The 21,972-nt window shown below is 59.6% G+C and carries 20 protein-coding genes and 2 tRNA genes; 12 read left to right on the top strand and 10 right to left on the bottom strand.

Features of this window, described 5'->3' with window-relative positions; genetic code table 11:
- The first annotated feature begins 47 nt into the window (after positions 1–47).
- Positions 48–1,061 carry an NAD(P)H-quinone oxidoreductase gene (locus RBH71_RS16510; protein ID WP_003511875.1) on the top strand — a complete coding sequence of 338 codons (1,014 nt, stop codon included), beginning with the start codon at positions 48–50 and terminating at the stop codon, positions 1,059–1,061.
- A gap of 388 nt (positions 1,062–1,449) precedes the next feature.
- Here RBH71_RS16510 and RBH71_RS16505 read toward each other — a convergent pair whose 3' ends face one another.
- The 5 genes from RBH71_RS16505 to RBH71_RS16485 form a co-directional block, all read right to left on the bottom strand.
- Complete coding sequence (locus RBH71_RS16505) at positions 1,450–2,490, bottom strand: sulfate/molybdate ABC transporter ATP-binding protein (RefSeq protein WP_323687420.1); 1,041 nt, start codon at positions 2,488–2,490, stop codon at positions 1,450–1,452.
- Between the two features lie 11 nt (positions 2,491–2,501).
- Positions 2,502–3,371, bottom strand: coding sequence for a sulfate ABC transporter permease subunit CysW (gene cysW / locus RBH71_RS16500; protein WP_003511871.1), 870 nt, complete (start codon positions 3,369–3,371; stop codon positions 2,502–2,504).
- Positions 3,364–4,221, bottom strand: coding sequence for a sulfate ABC transporter permease subunit CysT (gene cysT / locus RBH71_RS16495; protein WP_013635645.1), 858 nt, complete (start codon positions 4,219–4,221; stop codon positions 3,364–3,366). The genes cysW and cysT overlap by 8 nt, the downstream gene beginning before the upstream one ends.
- Positions 4,222–4,422: 201 nt before the next feature.
- Positions 4,423–5,448 carry a sulfate ABC transporter substrate-binding protein gene (locus tag RBH71_RS16490; RefSeq protein ID WP_003511869.1) on the bottom strand — a complete coding sequence of 342 codons (1,026 nt, stop codon included), beginning with the start codon at positions 5,446–5,448 and terminating at the stop codon, positions 4,423–4,425.
- 245 nt (positions 5,449–5,693) lie between these two features.
- Positions 5,694–6,134, bottom strand: a complete 441-nt coding sequence (locus tag RBH71_RS16485; protein WP_003511868.1) for an RrF2 family transcriptional regulator — start codon at positions 6,132–6,134, stop codon at positions 5,694–5,696.
- A 204-nt stretch (positions 6,135–6,338) separates the two neighbouring features.
- Between RBH71_RS16485 and RBH71_RS16480 the strand changes: the two genes are divergently transcribed.
- The 3 genes from RBH71_RS16480 to cysN are packed head-to-tail and all read left to right on the top strand — an operon-like array spanning position 6,339 to position 9,583.
- Entirely contained in the window at positions 6,339–7,121 is a 783-nt protein-coding gene (locus RBH71_RS16480; RefSeq protein ID WP_013635643.1) for a phosphoadenylyl-sulfate reductase, read from the top strand.
- 27 nt (positions 7,122–7,148) lie between these two features.
- Positions 7,149–8,102, top strand: a complete 954-nt coding sequence (gene cysD / locus RBH71_RS16475; RefSeq protein ID WP_003511863.1) for a sulfate adenylyltransferase subunit CysD — start codon at positions 7,149–7,151, stop codon at positions 8,100–8,102.
- On the top strand, positions 8,102–9,583 hold the full coding sequence (gene cysN / locus RBH71_RS16470) for a sulfate adenylyltransferase subunit CysN (RefSeq protein ID WP_003511861.1): 1,482 nt from the start codon (positions 8,102–8,104) through the stop codon (positions 9,581–9,583). The genes cysD and cysN overlap by 1 nt, the downstream gene beginning before the upstream one ends.
- A gap of 79 nt (positions 9,584–9,662) precedes the next feature.
- Here the strand turns inward: cysN and RBH71_RS16465 are convergent, their stop codons facing one another.
- Positions 9,663–9,890: a hypothetical protein gene (locus RBH71_RS16465; protein WP_003511859.1), complete on the bottom strand. Its 228-nt coding sequence runs from the start codon at positions 9,888–9,890 to the stop codon at positions 9,663–9,665.
- Positions 9,891–9,993: 103 nt separating this feature from the next.
- On the opposite strand from RBH71_RS16465, the gene RBH71_RS16460 reads away from it, so the two are divergent.
- Both RBH71_RS16460 and RBH71_RS16455 read left to right on the top strand, forming a co-directional pair.
- The gene (locus tag RBH71_RS16460) at positions 9,994–10,215 is read left to right on the top strand and encodes a hypothetical protein (RefSeq protein WP_003511857.1); all 222 of its coding nucleotides are present in this window, start codon (positions 9,994–9,996) and stop codon (positions 10,213–10,215) included.
- Entirely contained in the window at positions 10,212–10,532 is a 321-nt protein-coding gene (locus tag RBH71_RS16455; protein ID WP_003511855.1) for a hypothetical protein, read from the top strand. The genes RBH71_RS16460 and RBH71_RS16455 overlap by 4 nt, the downstream gene beginning before the upstream one ends.
- 161 nt (positions 10,533–10,693) lie before the next feature.
- Here RBH71_RS16455 and RBH71_RS16450 read toward each other — a convergent pair.
- Positions 10,694–10,770: transfer RNA gene (locus RBH71_RS16450), tRNA-Pro, on the bottom strand.
- 264 nt (positions 10,771–11,034) lie between these two features.
- On the opposite strand from RBH71_RS16450, the gene RBH71_RS16445 reads away from it, so the two are divergent.
- Together RBH71_RS16445 and mqo are read left to right on the top strand one after the other, a co-directional pair.
- The gene (locus RBH71_RS16445; RefSeq protein ID WP_003511854.1) at positions 11,035–11,454 is read left to right on the top strand and encodes a hypothetical protein; all 420 of its coding nucleotides are present in this window, start codon (positions 11,035–11,037) and stop codon (positions 11,452–11,454) included.
- 389 nt (positions 11,455–11,843) lie between these two features.
- The gene (gene mqo, locus RBH71_RS16440; RefSeq protein ID WP_025592695.1) at positions 11,844–13,577 is read left to right on the top strand and encodes a malate dehydrogenase (quinone); all 1,734 of its coding nucleotides are present in this window, start codon (positions 11,844–11,846) and stop codon (positions 13,575–13,577) included.
- A gap of 263 nt (positions 13,578–13,840) precedes the next feature.
- Here mqo and RBH71_RS16435 read toward each other — a convergent pair.
- Positions 13,841–13,915 (bottom strand) — tRNA-Gln (locus tag RBH71_RS16435).
- A gap of 202 nt (positions 13,916–14,117) precedes the next feature.
- On the opposite strand from RBH71_RS16435, the gene RBH71_RS16430 reads away from it, so the two are divergent.
- A complete protein-coding gene (locus RBH71_RS16430) occupies positions 14,118–15,026 on the top strand; it encodes an MBL fold metallo-hydrolase (RefSeq protein ID WP_003511851.1) in 909 nt (302 codons plus the stop codon).
- Between the two features lie 145 nt (positions 15,027–15,171).
- Here RBH71_RS16430 and RBH71_RS16425 read toward each other — a convergent pair whose 3' ends face one another.
- Positions 15,172–16,092 carry a DUF1499 domain-containing protein gene (locus tag RBH71_RS16425; RefSeq protein ID WP_111801212.1) on the bottom strand — a complete coding sequence of 307 codons (921 nt, stop codon included), beginning with the start codon at positions 16,090–16,092 and terminating at the stop codon, positions 15,172–15,174.
- 531 nt (positions 16,093–16,623) lie between these two features.
- On the opposite strand from RBH71_RS16425, the gene RBH71_RS16420 reads away from it, so the two are divergent.
- The 3 genes from RBH71_RS16420 (at position 16,624) to RBH71_RS16410 (ending at position 19,215) form a co-directional block, all read left to right on the top strand.
- Positions 16,624–17,988: a dicarboxylate/amino acid:cation symporter gene (locus tag RBH71_RS16420; protein WP_003511848.1), complete on the top strand. Its 1,365-nt coding sequence runs from the start codon at positions 16,624–16,626 to the stop codon at positions 17,986–17,988.
- A gap of 241 nt (positions 17,989–18,229) precedes the next feature.
- On the top strand, positions 18,230–18,826 hold the full coding sequence (locus RBH71_RS16415) for a demethoxyubiquinone hydroxylase family protein (protein WP_003511846.1): 597 nt from the start codon (positions 18,230–18,232) through the stop codon (positions 18,824–18,826).
- A 116-nt stretch (positions 18,827–18,942) separates the two neighbouring features.
- Entirely contained in the window at positions 18,943–19,215 is a 273-nt protein-coding gene (locus RBH71_RS16410) for a hypothetical protein (protein ID WP_003511845.1), read from the top strand.
- On the opposite strand, the gene ppdK is transcribed toward RBH71_RS16410, so the two are convergent.
- Positions 19,193–21,919 (bottom strand): pyruvate, phosphate dikinase, encoded by a 2,727-nt coding sequence (ppdK, locus tag RBH71_RS16405; RefSeq protein ID WP_003511838.1) that lies wholly within the window; start codon positions 21,917–21,919, stop codon positions 19,193–19,195. The two genes, RBH71_RS16410 and ppdK, sit on opposite strands and share 23 nt — an antisense overlap.
- Between the last annotated feature and the right edge of the window lie 53 nt (positions 21,920–21,972).

Raw genomic sequence — 21,972 nt, 5'->3', positions numbered from 1 at the left:
TCCTAAATCTTCAGGTAACGCCGACAAATGAGGAATTGCCCCTGGCCATGCCCGAAAATGTGACCCTGCCCGAAAAAATGCGCTTCATCGACCTTCCCTCCCATGGTGGCCCGGAGGTGATGCAGCTTTCGCAAGCACCTTTGCCAACCCCCGCCAGAGGCGAAATCCTGGTGAGGGTCGAGGCGGCCGGCGTCAACCGCCCCGATGTCGCGCAGAGGCAGGGCGCCTATCCGCCGCCGAAGGACGCAAGCCCGATCCTCGGCCTCGAAATTGCCGGAGAAGTGGTGGCGCTCGGCGAAGGCGTCAGCGAATTCAAACCTGGCGACAAGGTCTGCGCGCTCGCCAATGGCGGCGGTTATGCGCAATATTGCACCGTACCGGCCGGGCAGGCCCTGCCCTTCCCCAAGGGGTACGACGCCGTCAAGGCCGCCGCGCTGCCGGAAACCTTCTTCACCGTCTGGGCCAACCTCTTCCAGATGGCGGGCCTGACCGAAGGCGAAAGCGTGCTCATCCACGGCGGCACCAGCGGTATCGGCACAACTGCCATCCAGCTCGCCAAAGCCTTCGGCGCTGATGTCTATGCGACGGCGGGTTCTGCGGAAAAATGCGAGGCCTGCGTCAAGCTTGGTGCCAAACGGGCCATCAATTACCGCGACGAGGATTTCACCGCCGTCATCAAGGCTGAGACCGATGGCAAGGGTGTTGATGTGGTTCTCGACATGATCGGTGCGGCCTATTTCGAAAAGAACATTGCCGCACTCGCCAAGGATGGCTGTCTGTCCATCATCGCCTTTCTGGGCGGCGCCGTGGCTGAAAAGGTCGATCTGCGGCCAATCATGGTCAAACGCCTGACCGTCACCGGCTCCACCATGCGGCCACGTACCGCTGACGAGAAACGCGCCATCCGTGATGAGCTTATCGAACAGGTCTGGCCGCTCATCGAAAGCGGCAAGGTTGCGCCTGTCATCAACAAGGTCTTCACGCTGGACGAAGTTGTGGAGGCCCACCGGCTGATGGAAACCAGCAATCATATTGGCAAGATCGTGATGCGGGTGTCCTGATCAGACCTCTTGCATTAATGACGAATCGTACTACCTTCTAGTTATGTTCAACGTATCGGAAGGAGGTGATCCAATGTCTAATGAGATTTCGGTCTCTGGTGCAGGCAATGGAAAGGGTGGGTTTTCGACGGGGCAGCCCTCGGCGTAAAACCTCTTGCCTTCGGAACGTTGAGAAACAGTCCCGGGTCTGTAAACAGGACCAAGCTCATGGAAGGGTCGCCTCTGGCGACCCTTTTCCGTTTCTGGGGTGATCGCGCGTTTACCCGGTTCCCTCATCTCTGTGCTTTTCACAGAGATCCAGCCAGACCAAGTCTTTGGGCTGAATGGATACCGGCTCAAGGCCAGTATGACCGGGAACCGCCAGCTGCCAATCGCAGCCGCATCTCCCCTACTTCTTGCCAAACACCTTCCACCGGGTCGGACGAAACCGCAGTTCGGCACCTACTGCCACGGCGGCGTTGAGCGGCACCTCGATTTCGAGGTGATAGGGGTCATGGCCGTTATTGGCGATGTCGATTTCGGCGATGCGGGTGCCGGCGAGGCGGCGACAGGTGGTAACCTTGCCGTAAAGCGCGTTTTTCTCGTCGGTCAGCACCACATCTTCCGGACGGAAGAACAGCTCGCCCTCACCTGCGCCATTTTCGGCGACGCCGATGCTCTCGCCCTGAAACACCACCTGGCCGTCGCGGATCGTCACCGGTAGGCTGGAGGATCCGCCGATGAAGGAGAAGACGAAGGGGGAATTGGGCGTGTCGTAGACGTCATCCGCCGTGCCGACCTGTTCGATCTTGCCCTGGCTCATGACGACGACGCGGTCGGCCAGTTCCAGTGCTTCTTCCTGATCGTGGGTAACGAAGACGGTGGTGTGGCCCGTGCGGTCGTGGAATTCGCGCAGCCAGCGGCGCAGTTCCTTGCGCACCTTGGCATCGAGTGCGCCGAAGGGTTCATCGAGCAGCAGCACTTTCGGCTCGATGGCGACTGCGCGGGCAAGTGCCACGCGCTGACGCTGGCCGCCGGAAAGCTGGGTGGGGTAACGCTTTTCGAGGCCGGTCAGATGCACCATGTCCAGAAGCTCCGATACCCGTCGGCGGATTTCCGCTTTCGGCGGGCGGGAGGCGGAAGGGCGCACCTTCAGGCCGAAGGCGATGTTGTCGGCAACCGTCATGTGGCGGAACAGGGCGTAGTGCTGAAACACAAAACCGACATTGCGCTCCTGCACCGAGCGGTGCGAGGCATCCTCATCACCGAAGAAGATGCGGCCTTGGGTCGGCTGCTCCAGGCCGGCTATGAGACGCAACAGCGTCGTCTTGCCGGAACCGGAGGGACCGAGCAGCGCGATCAGCTCGCCGGAACGAATGTCGAGCGACACGTCGTTCAGCGCCGGAAAGCGATCAAACTGCTTGGTGATGCCGGAAACTTTCACTTCCATGAATATGCCTTTCAATGCTTGCCGGCTGCGTTGCCCGCGCCAAAGCGTATTTCGAGAATGGTTTTGAGAACGAGCGTCACGAGCGCCAGACCGGCCAGCAGCGTCGCCACCGCGAAGGCCGCGCCGATATTGTACTCATTATAGAGTATCTCGACATGCAGCGGCATGGTGTTGGTCTCGCCGCGAATATGGCCTGATACGACAGAGACGGCGCCGAACTCGCCCATGGCGCGGGCGTTGCAGAGCAGCACCCCGTAGAGCAGTCCCCATTTGATATTCGGCAGCGTGACATACCAGAAGGTCTGCCAGCCGGTTGCGCCAAGCGAGATCGCCGCCTCCTCATCGCCATTGCCTTGCTCCTGCATCAGCGGGATCAGTTCACGCGCGACGAAGGGAAAGGTGACGAAGATGGTGGCAAGCACGATGCCCGGAACAGCAAAGAGGATTTCGATGCCATAACTCTTCAGCCATGGCCCGAGCACGCTGTGCGAAGAGAACAGGATGACATAGACCAGACCCGATATGACCGGCGAGATCGAGAACGGCAGGTCGATCAGCGTTATCAGGAATGCCTTGCCCTTGAACTCGAATTTCGCGATCGCCCAGGCGGCGGCGACACCGAAGATAAGGTTGAGCGGCACCGAAATGGCGGCGACAAGCAGTGTCAGACGGATGGCGGAGAGTGCATCCGGCTCGACGATCGCTTCCCAGAAGGCATCGGCGCCTTTGCGAAATGCCTCGAAGAACACCGATACCAGCGGCAGCACGAGGAAGGCCGCAAGGAACAGGAAGGCAATCGCAATCAGCACCAGCCGGGCAGGCAGGCTCTCGCTGGCGGGATCGCGGAACGGTCGGGACGAGGTGCGGGAAGCATCAGACATAACCGTACCTCTTGCGGCTCCAGGCCTGAATGAGATTGATGAGGAACAGCATGGCGAAGGAAATGATCAGCATGATGGTGGCGATGGCCGTCGCGCCCGCATAATTGAACTCCTCCAGCCGGATGACGATGAGGAGCGGTGCGATTTCCGAGACGTAGGGAATATTGCCGGCGATGAAGATGACCGAGCCGTACTCTCCGATACCGCGCGCGAAGGCGAGTGCGAAGCCCGTCAGGATGGCCGGCGTGAGGCTTGGCAGCAGCACCCGGCTGATGGTCTGGAAACGGTTGGCGCCGAGCGTTGCCGCCACCTCCTCCACCTGCCGGTCTATTTCTTCCATGACCGGCTGCACGGTGCGGACCACGAATGGCAGGCCGATGAAGATCAGCGCGATGACGATACCGGTCGGCGTAAAAGCGATCTTGATGCCGAATGGTTCGAACAGCGAGCCAACCCAGCCGCGATTGGCATAAAGCGTGGTGAGCGCGATGCCGGCAACCGCCGTCGGCAGGGCAAAGGGCAGATCCACGATGGCATCAACGAAACGCCGGCCGGGAAAACGATACCGCGTGAGAACCCAGGCGACGATGACGCCAAAAACAGCGTTCACCAGTGCGGCGATGAAGGCGGTGCCGAAACTGACGCGCAGCGCATTCAGCGTACGGCTATCGACAGCGATCGCAATAAAATCTGCAAAACCAAGTTTCGCCGTGGACCAGATGAGGCCGCCGAGCGGAATAAGAATGATGAGAAACAGATAGGCGACCGTGTAACCGAACGTCAGGCCGAAGCCTGGTATCACGCTCGATTGACGCCACTTCCACCTGTTTCCGGATGTATTATTGCTCATCAACGCTCCGGATAATCTTTAGTTTGGCACATTTCCGGACAGAAAACCGGGGTCCACTTTTCCTGGAAATGCTCTCTGGGAGCCGGTGTTCCCCGGCCTTGTTATAAAGGATCGACCGGCACGGTGTCCGGTCGATCGATTTGTCGTTTTTCAAGTTCCTTTAAGCGGGGTGGGCGGATTTGTCTTCAGCCCATCATCCGCTTACTTGGCGGGCTTGTAAATCTGGTCGAAGATGCCGCCGTCACCGAAATGTTCAGGCTGCGCCTTGGCCCAACCGCCAAACTGCGGATCGTCGATGGTGACGAGCTTGATGTCGGGCAGCTGCTTCAGCAGATCCTTGGAGACAACTGCGGGGTTGGATGGACGATAGAAGTGCTTCGCCGCAATGTTCTGACCTTCGTCGGAATAGAGATATTGCAGATAGGCTTCCGCCGCCTTGCGGGTGCCCTTGGCGTCGACGTTCGCATCAACCACGGCGACCGGCGGCTCGGCGAGGATCGAGATCGGCGGCACGATAATGTCGAAGGCATCCGCGCCGAATTCCTGACCGGCCAGATAGGCTTCGTTTTCCCAGGCCAGCAGCACGTCGCCGATCTGGCGCTGCGCAAATGTGACCGTGGAGCCGCGGGCACCGGTATCGAGCACCGGAGCGCGCTTGTAGAGTTCGCCGACATAGGCCTTGATCTTGTCCTGGTCGCCCTTGAACTCTTCATTCGCCCATGCCCAGGCGGCGAGATAATTCCAGCGTGCGCCACCTGATGTCTTGGGGTTCGGGGTAACGATCTGCACGTCGCCCTTTACCAGATCGCCCCAGTTATGGATGCCCTTCGGGTTGCCCTTGCGGACGAGGAACACGATGGTGGAGGTGTAGGGCGAGGAATTATGCGGCAGGCGGCCGCGCCAGTCCTTGTTGATCTTGCCGGAATTCTGGACGATGGCATCGATATCGCTCTGCAGCGCCAGCGTCACCACATCGGCTTCCAGACCGTCGATGACCGAGCGAGCCTGCTTGCCGGAGCCGCCATGCGACTGCTGGATCGTGACATCCTCACCGGTATCGGCCTTCCACTTCTTGGCGAAGGCTTCGTTGAAATCCTTGTAGAGTTCGCGGGTCGGATCATAGGACACGTTAAGCAGCTTGGTCTGCGCGGCAGCCGAGCCGACACCTCCCAGAGCCAGCGATAGACCGAGAGCGAAAACGCTCAAACCGGACAGAAGCTTGGACATCGGTATTCCCTCCTGATGAAGATGGCTTAACTCTACTGGACCGGTAGAGTTGGTCAATGAGGCCGAATACGATCGAAAAAGTGTTTCCCGAGAGCGTTTCCACGGGCAACAAATACAGCGCAGCATAGGCGAAAGGCGCAACAAGCGTCGTGTAAAACTTTGCTGAATGCAAAACCGTTTCACATTTTTGACGATTTTTTGGCGTTAGGGCGAAAAATATTCAGGTGTTTTAGACGATTTTTTCGTCAGGCCGTCAAAAGTTCGGGCACTTCCACACCTGAAACGGCATCCGCAACGGTGGTGTTGAAAAGGATATTGCGGGTGGCGTCGGCCACGCGGGCGAAGACGTGGCGTATTTCGCACTGCTTTTCGCCATCGCAATCCTCGCACCGGCGATAGGCGGTCTGCGACAGGCAGGGCAAGGGAGCCAGCGGCCCGTCGATGAGGCGCAGCACCTCGCCGAAGGTGATATCGGCAGCCGGGCGCGCCAGTAAATAACCGCCCTGCTTGCCGCGCCTGCTTTCGACGATGCGTTCCTTCTTCATTTCGAGAAGGATCTGTTCAAGGAATTTTTTCGGAATGGCCTGTTCGCGGGCAATATCGGAAATTTGCACAGGACAGCCGCCGTCGGCCTTTGCCAGCGAAAGAAGCGCCCTCAGCGCATATTTTGCCTTCTGCGAAATCATCGTGAAACCAGTAGAACACAAGCCCGGATACCCGGCAATTCCGGCTTAGCGCAGAAGTTGTCACAATTCAAATCCAAGCTGCAAAGAAGGTGAACGGGCATCTTTTGCTCATAGATCGTGCGCGTGAGGCATTTTTGCTCTGAAGTGCAGCGCACAAAGACTGTCATTTCTGTTCCAGAGGCCCGATTTCAACAATAATCGGCCATGGAAATCCCGGACGTGACAATGACGATCAATTCAGCAAATGCCTCTGCCGATACCGCTTCCCTCGACGCCACGCTTGCCGGGCTCGATCTTGCGGGACGACTTTCCTTTATCGCCGGTCTTGGCGGCCGTGCGGTCTTCACCACCAGCCTCGGCATCGAGGACCAGGTCATCACGGCGGCCATCGGCACCCATCGGTTGCCGATCGACGTCGTGACGCTGGAAACCGGCCGGCTCTTCAAGGAAACCGTCGATCTCATCGAGGAAACCGAGGAACGCTTCGGCATCGACATCCGTCGCTTTCGGCCCGAACAGGACGATATCGACGCCTATGCCGAAAAATACGGCCTCAACGGTTTTTACGAAAGCATCGAGGCCCGTCACGCCTGCTGTCATGTCAGAAAGCTGATCCCGCTCGGCAAGGCGCTGGAAGGTGCCACCTTCTGGATCACCGGGCTCCGCCGCGGCCAGTCGGGCAATCGTGCGACCACACCTTTTGCCGAGTTCGACGCCGAGCGTAATCTGATCAAGGTCAATGCCTTGGCGGACTGGGACATCGACCAGATCAAGGCCTATGTCGCTTCTGAAAACATTCCCGTCAATCCGTTGCATGCGCGTGGTTACCCCTCCATCGGCTGCGAGCCGTGTACACGCGCTATCAAGCCCGGCGAGCCTGAGCGCGCCGGACGATGGTGGTGGGAAAACGACGAGAAGCGCGAATGCGGTCTTCACGTCGCCGGTGCGGACCAGACATCCGCCATTTCCGCCATCCCACAACGATAATCATTCAGACCAGTTCCGGAGTTTAAAATGTCCAACGCAGTCCACGAGACGGACAGCAAGAATACTGTCGCATCCAAGCCGCCGCTCGATCCGCATCTGAAGGCGCTTGAAAACGAAGCCATTCATATCTTCCGCGAAGTCGCAGCCGAATTCGACAATCCCGTGATGCTCTATTCCATCGGCAAGGATTCATCCGTGCTGCTACATTTGGCGCGCAAGGCCTTCTTCCCAGGCCGCGTGCCCTTCCCGCTGCTGCACGTCAATACGGGCTGGAAATTCAAGGAAATGATCGAATTCCGCGACAAGATCGTCAAGGAATATGACCTCGATCTCATCTCCTACACAAACCCGCGCGGCGCGAGCGAAAACGTGACGCCCTTCACCCACGGTTCGGCGCTCTACACCGACATCATGAAGACGGAAGCGCTGCGCCAGGCGCTGGACGCCGGTCAGTTCGATGCCGCCTTCGGCGGTGCGCGCCGCGACGAGGAAGCAAGCCGCGCCAAGGAGCGCATCTATTCCTTCCGCACGCCGGACCATAAATGGGACCCGCGCAACCAGCGCCCTGAGCTGTGGAACATCTATAACGGCATGGTCCGCAAGGGTGAAAGCGTGCGCGCCTTCCCGCTCTCCAACTGGACCGAAGTCGATATTTGGCGTTACATCGAGGCGGAAAACATTCCGCTGGTGCCGCTCTATTACGCTGCCGAGCGCCCCTATATCGAGCGTGACGGCATGATGATCCTTGCCGAAGACGAGCGGCTGGAGCTGCTGCCCGGCGAAGAGATCCAGCACGGCTCGATCCGCTTCCGCACGCTCGGCTGCTTCCCGCTGACCGGCGCGATCCACTCCGAGGCGGCGACGCTTCAGGAGGTCATCGCAGAGCTGGAAATCGCCACCGTTTCCGAGCGGCAGGGCCGCGCCATCGATCGAGACCAGTCCGGCTCGATGGAGAAGAAGAAGCGCGAGGGCTATTTCTGATGACCGCCGCTGCTACCAACACCGCCTCCACGGCCACCATTCTGCCCTTTGCCGAACATTCGAAGGCGACGCGTGATACGCGCCCGCTTCGTCTCATCACCTGCGGCAGCGTCGATGATGGCAAATCGACCCTGATCGGCCGTCTCCTGTGGGACACCAAGGCCGTCAAGGAAGATCAGGCCGCTACCCTGCATCGCGATAGCGGCAAGCAGAACGATCTCGGCCTGCCAGATTTCGCGCTGCTGCTCGACGGGTTGCAGGCAGAGCGCGAACAGGGCATCACCATCGATGTCGCTTATCGCTATTTCTCAACCGACCGGCGCGCCTTCATCGTGGCCGACACGCCCGGCCATGAGCAATATACCCGCAACATGGCGACCGGCGCTTCCACGGCCGATCTCGCCGTACTTTTGGTCGATGCGCGCACCGGCATTCTGGAACAGACACGCCGACACGCCACCATCGCGGCGCTGATGGGCATCCGGCAATTCGTGCTGGCCATCAACAAGATCGACCTGACGAATTACGACAAGGCAGGTTTTGAACTGATTGCCCACGAATTCCGCGATTTCGCCTCCGACCTCGGCATCAAGCAGATCACAGCCATTCCAATGTCGGCGCTGAAGGGCGAAAACGTCGTGCTATCAGGCAAGGCCTCCATGCCCTGGTATGAAGGCCCGACGCTGGTCGAAACGCTGGAGCTTGCCACGGTGCGCTCGGCGCAATCGGGTGGTTTCCGCTTCCCCGTACAGCGCGTGTCGCGCCCCGGCGAAAGTTTCCGCGGTTATCAGGGCACGGTTGCCGGCGGCTCGGTCAAGCCGGGCGACAGCGTTGTCGTGCTGCCGTCGGGCATGGTCGCGAATGTCAAGCAGATCGTCACTTTCGATCTGGTGCGTAACGCCGCCGTTGCTGGTGACGCGGTCACGCTCGTTCTCGACCGTCAGGTGGACGTCTCGCGCGGCGACATGATCGTGTCCATCGAGGCACAACCGCAGACAGGGCTTGCCTTCGACGCGCAGATCGTGGCGTTGCAGCCAGGTGGCATCGAGGCCGGCAAACGTTACTGGCTGAAAAGCGGCAGCCGCCGCCAGCGCGTCAGCGTGCAGCCGGTCAGCCAGCTCAACCTGAAAGAAGGCGAATGGCAGGCGCACGAGACATCGCTGCCGATGAACGCCATCGGCAAGGTGCGGCTCTCCTTCGACGAGACGGCGATCTTCGATGCCTATGAGCAGAACCGGGCAACCGGCTCCTTCATCCTGATCGACCCCGACACCAACAACACGGTGGCGGGTGGCATGATTGCCGGCAAACGCAGCGTTGGCGCGACGGAAGAACAGGGTGACCGCGTCATTCTCTCCCTGCCCGCCCATCTGGCCGAGAAGCTTCTGGCAAGCGAACTGCTGGCCAAGCACCGCGACGAGATCGACATCCGCCGCACGGATGGCGCGACAGCCTCACGGCTGATCAGCGATCTGGACTGAAAGACACGCGCACACAACAAAAAGGCGACCGTCCAAGCGGTCGCCTTTTTTGTTTGAAAGCCTTTGGATCAGGCCTCGTTTAAAACACGAACATGTAAAGCAGGATGATCACAAAAATCGGAACACCCATCGCCCACAGTGCAATACCTTTTAGCATGTTATCCTCCATCGTTGTTGTGGTGGGATAACGGTTGAGGAGTGGTTGCGTTCCCTGCGACTGCGCTGACGACGGGTTCATCGCAGTCGATAACGTCAAACGCATCAAGTTTTCGACGCTTGGCAGAGCCCAGAAGATGGCCAGCGTCATGGCGCTGTGTTCAGGCACGGTTAATGACCGACACCTCACTCTCTCAGCAATGGAACTGCGTGGTTCAGCGCACGTTAGTGTCCGTCATTGGGAGATGAAGATTATGAAAATTCTGACTGCAGCGATCTGCCTGGTTTCGGTGGGCATCCTAAGCGGCTGTGTCGATGATCGGGGCTACCGTAGCGGCGGATATTATACGACAGGCGTGTACTACCGCACCTATGAACGCGATCGCCACTACCGTGACTATGACCGTCGCGACTGGCGCGACCGGAGGGATTGGCGTGATCGTCGCGACTGGCGCGGTGATTACCGCTACCGATGATCGACTGGACCTACATTCAAGACCATTGGGATTGGGCGGGGCACATTCTAGAGGCCGTCATCATGGCGGCGATTGTCGCCGTTCTGTTTCGCCTGCTCGTTAGCTGGCGAGTGGCGTGGATAATCGGTCTGGCCTTCGCCGCCGGTCATTTTCATGGCCGGGAAAAGCGGGACTACGAGGTGTCCGTAGAAATGCCTCCTCCCCATCTGGAGGGTTATTACTTCTGGAATTGGTCCTGGGATGGTTTAACCGACTTCTGGCCGACGGCTGTTGTTTGCGTTTTGCTCATTCTCCCGTTGGCGAGGACGAGAAATTGACATTCCGTGCAATCACCGAAGTCGTGACTTGCAGCCGCGGACGCCGAATGCGTTTACCCGTCGGGTTTTAAACCGTCAGGTCTCGGTACGATGCCTTGATCCAAGGATCTTGAGAAAGTGTTGGGATCATTTGAAAGCCCCGGGAAATATTAGGCTTAAGCTGGTCGGAGTGAGAGGATTTGAACCTCCGACCCCGTCGTCCCGAACGACGTGCGCTACCAGACTGCGCTACACTCCGTGACCAGCGGCGCTTCTATAGACCAGCCTCCAGCATTCGACAAGCGGCATATTGCATTTTTTGTGACAAGTTTTCAACGCGCTGCGAAGGGCGGTCGCCAAGTGCCTGCCGCACCGGGCGGCGTGTGGGAAAACGTTACAAAAAAGCAATTGTGGCAGGAAATTTTCGTCAAGCGGCACAGCTCCCCTGCCCGTCGCCGCCAAATCTGCTAGGGGAACGTAATGACCGGCGGGAAGCCGGACACGGCACAAAGGACATTTCACCATGCTATTTCGCAGCGTAACGCTCGCAGGGCTCGCCATTGCGCTCTCCGCCTGCACGACATCGACGGGCTCTGCCCCTTCCTTCACCCAGAAGAGCCCCGTTGAAACGCGGTGGGTCGGTCAGTCCGCAGGTATTTTCTTTGCAAAATTCGGCCCGCCGCTGAGCGACACGGAAACCGGCAGCTCGACCATCTATAACTGGCGCGGCGGTTACAAGAAGGCCACCATTCCGGCCAAGTTCGAAGAAGGCAAGGACGGCAAGAAGGGTCGCCAGATTTCGCCCGCCCGCACCGCCTCGCTCTCCTGCACGGTTCAGCTCACCGTCTCCAGCGACTACACGATCACTTCGGTACGCACGGTTTCCGACCGCCCCGGCGTCAACGGCCCGAGCTATTGCGCGGAATTCCTCGCCGCAAACTGAGTTTTCGTCCAGCTGACGAAACGAGCCAAGGCCTGCCCTAACCGGCGGGCCTTTTCACTTTTTTGCGATTATTGTCATTTTTCCTGAATTTTTTTCACACGGACCAGCGCAACCTGATCCGCCAAGCGCGGCAAACGCCGAATTGACGGCGTTTTCGCGATATTCGCGCTTGAGACACTTTCAACCGTTTGAAAGCACCGTCTAATCCTCGCAACCACAAAAATGACAATCCGCAAAATGGCAGAAACTGCCAATGCGACCTTATGTCCCGGCAAAATCCCCGCAAAAGCGCTTGAACTGGAGTGAATAGGTCAGGGTTGTGCCGGTTTCGGCTTTGCTGTAACGGGGCGGCTGGGAGGAGTGTTTTTAACACAAAACAAGAATCAGGTATGGCCGTGACTCCCATCGATCAAGACAAATCCCAGCTCACTGATCTTTCCTCAGACGCGCTTCCCTCCCATGCGCTTCCGATGAACCGCAGACAGGTTCTCGGCACTGCGCTCGCAGGGCTTGCAGCGACAGCGCTGCCGACATCCTCGCTTCTCGCCAATACGGCTACCAAGAAGGTCGACGTGCTTCTGATCGGTGGCGGCATCATGAGCGCGACGCTCGGCGTGTGGCTGCGTGAACTGGAGCCAACCTGGTCGATGCAGATGCTCGAGCGGCTGGACGGCGTGGCGCTTGAAAGCTCAAACGGCTGGAACAATGCCGGCACCGGCCATTCCGCGCTTGCCGAGCTGAACTACACGCCGGAAGACGACAACGGCAACATCAAGATCAGCCAAGCCGTCAACATCAACGAATCCTTCCAGATTTCCCGGCAGTTCTGGGCATGGCAGGTACGTAACGGCGTTTTGAAGAACCCGCGCTCCTTCATCAACCACACGCCGCATATGAGCTTCGTCTGGGGCGATGAGAACATCGCCTATCTCGAAAAGCGCTACGAGGCGCTGAAGGCAAGCCCGCTTTTTGCCGGCATGGAATATTCCAGCGACCCCGAGCAGCTTAAGAAATGGGTGCCGCTGATGATGGAAGGCCGCGATCCTTCCCAGAAGATCGGCGCGACCTGGTCGCCGCTCGGCACCGACATGGAATTCGGCGAGATCACCCGCCAGTTCGTTTCGCATCTGCAAAGCGACCGAAATTTCGACCTGCAAGTCAACAGCGAGGTTTCCGATATCCAGCGCAATGCCGATGGCAGCTGGCGCGTGACCTATAGCAACCTGAAGACCGATGCTGAGCAGACCGTGGATGCGAAATTCGTGTTCATCGGCGCCGGCGGCGGTGCGCTGCATCTGTTGCAGATGTCCGGTATTCCGGAAGGCGACAATTACGCCGGTTTCCCGGTTGGTGGCTCGTTCCTGATCAACGACAATCCTGACGTGACGATGCAGCATCTGGCCAAGGCCTACGGCAAGGCCTCGGTCGGCTCGCCGCCCATGTCGGTTCCACACCTGGATACCCGGGTGCTTGGTGGCAAGCGCGTCATCCTGTTTGGACCTTTCGCCACCTTCTCCACCAAGTTCCTGAAGGAAGGCTCCTATTTCGATCTCGTCTCCTCCGTCACGACAAGCAATGCCTGGCCGATGGTGCGCGTCGGCATCGATGAATATCCGCTGGTGGAATATCTCGCCGGCCAGCTGATGATGTCGGACGACGACCGCTTTGCCGCGTTGAAGGAATATTTCCCGAACGCGAAGCAGGGCGAATGGCGTCTGTGGCAGGCGGGCCAGCGCGTGCAGATCATCAAGCGCGACGAGGAAAAGGGCGGTGTACTCAGGCTCGGCACGGAAATCGTTGCCGCGCAGGATGGCAGCATCGCCGGTCTGCTCGGCGCCTCTCCTGGCGCCTCCACGGCCGCACCGATCATGCTGAGCGTTCTGGAAAAGGTCTTCAAGGACAAGGTGGCAACACCGGAATGGCAGGCCAAGATCCGCCAGATCGTTCCGAGCTACGGCACCAAGCTCAATGACGACCCGGAAAAAGTTCAGCAGGAATGGGCCTATACGGCCGAGCACCTGCAATTGCCGACCCCGCCGCAGATCGATCTTGGCGCGCTGAAGGGCGCGGGAGCGGCACCTGCTGGCGCGCCGGTGAAGAAGGTTCCGGATATCGCGCTTTAAGGCTTAGCCGCGATTTTAAGTTTGGACGCCGCGTGTCTTTGGATGCGCGGCGTTTCTGTTTAAGCAGGCCTTTAACACACACGCGTCATCCTGGCCTCTTCGCGAGGATCCATGGATTTCAACGGCTTGTGGATTCTTGGGTCAAGGTTGGTGATGACGGAGGACAGGTTTTCGCGCGTCACAACATCCGGGATCGCAGTGAAATGGTACGGCTGATAGATGCCCGCCGGCACCTGTGCACGCTGTTCTGATTCTGGAAGTGATGGCTGGGGCGCCAGGATTCGAACCTGGGAATGCCGGTACCAAAAACCGGTGCCTTACCGCTTGGCGACGCCCCAACAGGGCAGCTTGGGCGAAACGCCGCTGCCTGAACCGGGCCTGATTAGCAAAGCCTGCCCGACGCGGCAATGACCTGACGGCTTATTTTTTCACAAAATCCAAGCTTTTTGGATGCCGTGCCTGACATGGCATGTTAGGGCTTGGCGATTGCGCGGCTGAGGCTGCGGCTCTGCGTGGCATGGCATATTTCAGGAGGTCTTGATGGCGGACCCGGCATTCGATCTCGATTTCAGGCCGGCCTATGGCGAGGCGGTTCCCGTTGCCCCGCTCATCCAGCGCATCACCGTCAACAATCCTTCCGCGTTTACCTTCCATGGCACCAACTCCTATATCGTCGGCGACCGGTCCGTTGCCGTCATCGATCCCGGCCCGGAGGATGAGGCGCATTTTCAGGCGCTGATGGCGGCGCTTGATGGCCGCGAGGTTACCCATATCTTCGTCAGCCACACACATCGCGATCACTCGCCGCTTGCGCAGCGGCTGCGGCAGGCGACCGGCGCTATCACGGTTGCGGAAGGCCCGCACCGCGCCGCCCGGCCACTGCATGTGGGTGAGACCAATCCCTTTGCCGAAAGTTCCGATACGGCTTTCGTGCCGGATGTGGCACTTGGCGACGGGCAGAGCCTTTCCGGCGACGGCTGGGCGCTGACGGCGCTGCACACGCCGGGGCACACCGCCAACCACGCCGCTTTCGCACTTGATGGCAGCGGCATCGTCTTTTCCGCCGATCACGTCATGGCCTGGGCCACCACCATCGTCGCACCGCCTGATGGGTCGATGAGCGATTACATGGCCTCGCTGGAGCGCCTGCTCGCCCGCGACGACCGGCTGTTCCTGCCCGGCCATGGCGGCCCGGTCAACGATCCCGCAGCCTTCATGCGCGGGCTTCGCGCCCACCGCCGCATGCGGGAACGGGCGGTTTTGAAGCGCATCCGGGAAGGCGACCGGCGGATCGCCGATATGGTGAAGGTGATCTATGCCAGCACCGACAAACGCCTGCACGGGGCTGCAGCACTTTCCGTACTGGCGCATATCGAAGACCTGATTGAAAAGGGCGAGGTCCGGACCGAGGGTGCGCCTTCGTTGCTGGGGGAATATTTTCCGGCGTGAGGCAGGCGTCTGGGCGCAACGCTCATATCGGCGTCATCATATCCGGTCCAAACATTTCAACCACCATCGCATTTCCCCGTCGTTCCGGCCTTGAGTGGGCTGGGTACCGGCTCGACGCCGGAATGACGAGGAAGGAAACTAAGCCTTAATTGTCGTTCAGGCCCTGCATTTCCGCATCCAGCGCATCGAGATAGGCTTCTGCGATTGCTGCACCCATGCCGAGATCGTGCGGGCCGTAACGGGAGGCAACGCGCACATCGACGATCGTGGTTTCCGCCTCCTCTTTCAGCCGGATGAGGATGTCGAAACGCAGGCCCCAGATGCGCGTGCGCTTTTCGCCCTGCATCAGCACCACGCCGCTGCCGTTAAAGAAGGTGGGCTGCGGTGCCTCGACCGGCCGTGCCATGGGAACCGGCACGATGGAGGGGAGGTCCTCTACCGGCACTTCCTCGGTGGGCTGAGACTTGTCCTGTTCGGGAACGCCGACGGAGGGCGGCTCCACCGTGCCGATGACGCCTTTGGTATGGGTGATGCGGATGCTCTGGGCGGCGGCCATTTTTTTGGCGGCGGTGTAGATGCGGTCTATCGCACCTTCATAACGGCGTCCGGCAAGGCTCGCATAGGCCACGGCCTGCGCGTCCCGGTCCGCTTTTGCAACAGTGGCCGGTCTTGCCAGCCATTGCTGATTGGCAACGGGCGGCACCAGCCATTCCGGCGCATCGGCAAGATCGGTGGAGATGTCGTAAATCTTCGGCTGCTGCCAGTACAGAAATGCGCCGTAACCGACGACGACGAGCGGCAACGCCGACAACAGCAGCGCGGCAAGCGCAGAAAGGCCGCCGCGCGCACCCGTGGTCCATAGCCGTTCAAGACCAACCAACGCCAGAAGCATCGCCACCAAAGCGATTCCAGCGGCAATCATCAGCAGGCCGACGAGATCGGGCGTCGTCAACGGTCCGAAACGGTGGATGCCGGCGGCGACAAGAAAAAGCGCCAGCGCCGCCATACCGAGATAGCGGGAAAGATAGGCTGCAACTGAAAAAGGCCGGACGAAACGCACAGTCATGGAAGCGGATATCCGTTAGATCGCATTGGCGTAAATGCGTTGCACCCGAAATCTGGCAAGGGAATCACCTGCATATGATGTCATAGACCGGATTTGCGGTTAGGAAAACAAGGACGGGTCTGATCTGCGGGTAAAGTGCGTAAACCCACCTTTGTCGCGCCGGACTTGATCCGGCATCCAACCACGGCGCGTCTGCATCCTGAAAGAAGCCTTCCACGATCAAGGCCTTGATCGCAATGGACCCCGGATCTGGTCCGGAGTGACGGCGTGGGAACGCAACGGCCTCAGCAAACGCAAACGCTCTTCTAGCCTCCGACGTCGCTTTGAGCGCGTGAAAGGCCACGGCCACGATAGAGCGGAATATTTTTCCGCATTATCTCCCTTTAAGAGAATAATGCATCAGCAGTGCAACAAATACGCAAGCTCATCCCTTATTTGCTGAGGAAATCGGCGTATTCTTCGTCCCTTCCTTCGAGAATGCGTGTAAAAAGTGCATTATCCTCGTTTTCTTGCATAAAAAAGAGACAATCCATGTCACAGGCAACGACGCCGGCCCGCTCATCCGGGTCAAAACCCTTTTATCGCAACTTCGGCTTTCAGGTTCTGATCGCCATGGTCATCGGCCTGCTGCTCGGGCTCGTTGCGCGCAATATCGGTCCTGATGCCGCCGGCAGCCCGAACTGGCTTTCCGTGACGTTGCAGACCATCGGCAGCATTTTCGTGCAGCTGTTGCGCGCGCTGGTGCCGCCGCTGATTTTCACAGCCATCGTCGCCTCCATCGCCAATCTCAAGAACCTCTCCAATGCGGCAAAGCTCGTCTGGCAGACGCTTCTTTGGTTCGCCATCACGGCGCTGATAGCCGTGGTCATCGGCATCGTCCTTGGCCTCGTCATTCAGCCGGGCGTGAACACCGCGATTGCCAATACCGCAGCGGCAGCACCTTCCTCCACCGGTTCCTGGCTCGACTTCCTGAAGGGTCTCGTGCCGGCCAACGTGTTCGGCCTCGAGGCCTCGACCAAGGTCAATAACGGTTCCGCCAGCACCTCGCTGAACTTCAACGTGTTGCAGCTGCTCGTGGTGTCGATTGCCTTTGGTGTCGCGGCGCTGAAAGCGGGCAAGGCGGCGGAGCCGTTCCTTGCCTTCAACCAGTCGCTGCTTGCCATCGTGCGCAAGATCCTGTGGTGGGTCATCCGCCTCACGCCCATTGGCACCATCGGCCTGCTCGGTCGCGCCGTTGACCAATATGGCTGGACGACGCTTTCGCAGCTTGGCTGGTATGCGGCGGCCGTTTATATCGGTCTGGCGCTGGTTCTCTTCGTGGTCTATCCGGCGCTGCTTCTCGCCCATGGCCTGAAGCCATCGCGCTTCTTTGCGGGCGCATGGCCGGCAATCCAGCTCGCCTTCGTGTCGCGCTCCTCCATCGGCACCCTGCCCGTCACCGAAACCGTGACGGAAAAGAGCCTCGGCGTGCCGCGCGAATATGCCGCCTTCGCCGTGCCGCTCGGCGCCACCACCAAGATGGACGGCTGCGCCGCCATCTATCCGGCGATTTCAGCGATCTTCATCGCCCAGTTCTTCCAGGTGCCGCTCGGCATTCAGGACTATGTGCTGATCGTGTTCGTCTCGGTGCTTGGCTCGGCCGCAACGGCGGGCCTGACGGGTGCCGTGGTGATGCTGACGCTGACGCTCTCCACGCTCGGTCTCCCGCTCGAAGGTGTTGGCCTGCTGCTCGCCATCGACCCGATCCTCGACATGGGCCGCACGGCCGTCAACGTCGCCGGTCAGGCGCTGGTGCCCACCATCGTCGCCAAACGTGAAGGCATTCTGGACGAGGCAGTCTACAACAACGCCAAGAACATCGAGGCACTCGATGACCGCGACGCGGTTCCTGCCTGAGTGAAGCATTCGGAAGTGGCTGCTACCTGTGCGCCACTTCTTCGCTGCCACGATCAATACCACCGATGATTTCGATCATCTTAGCGATGTCACCGCAGCCGCCAGCAATAAAAAGCTGAGCGGCTGCTCTCATGTCTAGCGTCATTTATCGGAAAACCGTTGTGCAATTCGTTTAGTGTTGTTGGAGACACTGGAGGCCAATTCAACCGGCAGGGCCGACCGAACGGGAATACACTCAGGTATGTTTCATATGTCCGATAGTTTCGGCAAACACGATCCGGCTCTTACCGTTCGCCGCGTTCTCAAAGTCAATCATGCCGGCGAGTTTGGTGCTATCCGCATCTATGGAGCACAGATATGGATGGCTCGTCGGCTGTTTCCGGACATCGTGTCTGCTCTTCATGAAATGCGGGAAGACGAAATCGATCATTGCCGCTTATTCCGGGAAGCGATGCCTTCAAGAAATGCCAAGCCCTGTCGCGTGATGGCGTTTTGGAGCCTCGGAGGTTATCTGCTCGGCTTTTTGACTGCGCTTGGCGGACGCAACATGGTCTGGATTTGCACCGAGGCCGTGGAAAGCACTGTTCACCGCCATCTGGAAGAGCAATTGGCCTTTTTGCAGACGAGAGATCCTGAGCTTCATCAGCTGATTGCCTCTATCCAGGAACAGGAACTGGCCCATCTGCGGGAGGCCGAGAAAAACCAGATGACGCGCGGCATAGGCCACAGGTTGCTTCTACCGATTATCGGCTTTCTCACCGACTTGATGATCTGGCTATCGACCTGGGGAGACTCAAGCTGGATGCGCGCCGAAATGGAGCGCTCCAAGCGAGCCTGATGGCTCGCCCCGATGCAACTTTCCGTCCCAACACGACTTTTCCCGATCATGAAACAGGCGTATCAATCGCGGCAATAAAAGTGCCGCCCAGCTGTAATGTTCTAGGGAGAAACAAAATGCGCGTTTCCATCGTCTTAGGTTCGCTCGCCGCTCTACTAGCGCTCACCGCCTGCCAGACGCTGACGCCGGAAGAGCGCCGGGCGCGGGATGAGGCGACATGCCGGGGTTATGGTTTCCGCCCCGGCACCGACCCCATGGCGGGTTGCCTTCTCGATCTGGAAATGGATCGTCGCGCCGACAACCGCGCCTGGCAGGCGCAGATGAACCGCGACATGTTCTATCGGCCGGTGGTGGTGGAGCGGCGGATCATCGTCCAACCAAACCCCTGACCGGAATGAAGGCGACATTGCTGGCGGTTTCACCCTGCCTTGCCCTTGCGGCAAGTGTCGCCTGCGCGGCGGCAAGACGCGCGATGGGCACGCGGAAGGGCGAGCAGGACACGTAGTCGAGATCCGCATCCTCGCAGAAATGGATCGAGGCCGGGTCGCCGCCATGTTCGCCGCAGATGCCGAGTTTCAGCTCCGGACGCGTCTGGCGGCCGCGCTCGGCGGCAATGCGGATCAGTTCTCCCACACCGTCGAAATCGAGCGAGATAAACGGGTCGCGTTCAATAATGCCCTTGCGCTGATAGGTATTGATGAAACGTGCCGCGTCGTCACGGGAAATCCCGAAGGTCGTCTGCGTCAGATCGTTGGTACCGAAGGAGAAGAACTCCGCAGCTTCCGCAATCACATGCGCGCGCAGCGCCGCGCGCGGCAACTCGATCATGGTGCCGGTCAGATATTCGAGCGTCATGCCGGTCTCTTCCGCCACCTCGGCGGCCACCGTGTCGATGACGGCCTTAACGTAATCGAGTTCGGACCGGAGGCCGACCAGCGGCACCATGATCTCAGGCACGACAGGTGCACCGGTGATGCGCGCCGCCGCAACCGCAGCCTCAAAAATGGCGCGCGCCTGCATTTCGGCAATTTCGGGATAGGAAATGGCAAGCCGGCAGCCGCGATGGCCGAGCATGGGGTTGAATTCGTGCAGCGCATCCAGCCGCTGGCGGAATACGGTCTGCGGCATGCCCATGGCGGCGGCGACCTCTACGATCTCGCCATCGCTCTTCGGCAGGAATTCGTGCAGCGGCGGATCAAGCAGGCGGATCGTCACCGGCAGGCCGTGCATGATCTGGAAAAGCTCGGTGAAATCCGAACGCTGCATCGGCAAAAGCCGGTCAAGCGCTGCCCGCCTGCCCTTTTCGCTTTCGGCGAGAATCATCTCGCGCATCACATGAATGCGATCGCCTTCGAAGAACATATGCTCGGTGCGGCAAAGACCTATACCTTCTGCACCGAAAGCACGGGCGGCGCGGGCATCGGCCGGTGTATCGGCGTTGGTGCGCACTGTCATACGGCGCAGATTATCGGCCCATTGCATCAGCTTGCCGAAGTCGCCTGACAGTTCAGGCTGCGTCATCGGCACTTCACCTTTCATCACCCGGCCGGAAGAGCCGTCGATGGTGATGACATCGCCGCGTTTCAGCATGCAACCAACGCCGATCAGCACCTTGTTGCGCATATCGACGCGCATCGAACCCGCGCCGGTAACGCAGGGAATGCCCATGCCGCGCGCCACCACGGCGGCGTGGCTGGTCATACCGCCGCGCGTCGTCAAAATGCCTTCGGCGGCATGCATGCCGTGAATGTCTTCCGGACTGGTTTCGATGCGGACCAGAATGACGCTTCGGCCTTCAGCTTCCGCAGCGACCGCTTCTTCCGAGGTAAAGACGATCTCGCCGGTTGCCGCCCCCGGGGAGGCAGGCAGGCCGGAGCCGATGATGGGCCGGGAAATACCGGGATCGATGGTGGGGTGCAGCAATTGGTCGAGCGATGACGGCTCGATGCGGCAGACGGCTTCTTCCTGCGAAATCAGCCCATCCTCGACCATATCGACGGCGATCTTCATGGCGGCGCGTGTGGTGCGCTTGCCGGAACGGGTCTGGAGCATCCAGAGCTTGCCGCGCTCGATGGTAAATTCCAGATCCTGCATGTCGCGATAGTGGGTCTCCAGCCGCTTGCAGATCACCATGAACTCGGCGAAAGCCTCCGGCATCAGCTTTTCCATGGAGGGTTTGTCGGAACCCGACGCCAGCCTCGCGGCCTCGGTGATGGATTGCGGCGTGCGGATGCCCGCCACCACATCTTCACCCTGGGCATTGACGAGGAACTCACCGTAAAGCTCCGCCTCTCCGGTGGAGGGATTGCGGGTGAAGGCAACGCCGGTTGCCGATGACGAGCCGAGATTGCCAAAGACCATGGCCTGGACGTTGACCGCCGTGCCCCAATCGCCGGGAATATTGTGCAGGTGTCGATAGGTCACGGCGCGATGGTTCGTCCAGCTGGCAAAGACTGCACCGATCGCGCCCCACAGCTGAACATGGCAATCCTGCGGGAAAGCCTCTCCCAACTCGTCCTCGATCAGTTGCTTGTAAAGCGCAACGACATGCTGCCACTCGACCGCCGACATATCGGTATCGTATTCATGGCCGAGCCGGCCTTTCTCGTCTTCGAGAATTTCTTCGAACAGCTCATGGTCGAGACCCATGACGACATCGGCATACATCTGGATGAATCGGCGATAGCTGTCCCAGGCGAAACGGGCGTCGCCCGCATCGTGGCCCAGCGCCTGCACCGTGCGGTCGTTGAGGCCAAGATTGAGCACCGTGTCCATCATGCCCGGCATTGAGGCACGCGCGCCTGATCGGACCGACAACAGCAGCGGCGTCTGGCTGCCGCCGAATGTCTTGCCGGTCACGGCTTCCATGCCGTGAAGGCCGGCCATGACCTGCAGCTTCAGCTCTTCGGGGAGATCGCGGCCGTTCTTGTGATAAAGGGCGCAGGCATCGGTTATGATGGTGAGGCCGGGGGGAACGGGAAGGCCGAGACTTGCCATTTCGGCAAGGTTTGCACCCTTGCCGCCCAATATAGCAACGTCACCTGCCCGGCCTTCGGCAGCACCGTTGCCGAAGGTATAAACCCACTTTTTCATTCCACGCTCTCCACCCAGAAGCGTTGTCATTTTTCTATCATCTACAGCATTGG

Source organism: Rhizobium sp. AN68, assembly GCF_030758035.1.
Taxonomy (GTDB): domain Bacteria; phylum Pseudomonadota; class Alphaproteobacteria; order Rhizobiales; family Rhizobiaceae; genus Agrobacterium; species Agrobacterium tumefaciens.
The sequence above is the reverse complement of the archived record's forward strand: the minus strand, read 5'-3'. Positions and strand labels throughout refer to the sequence as shown.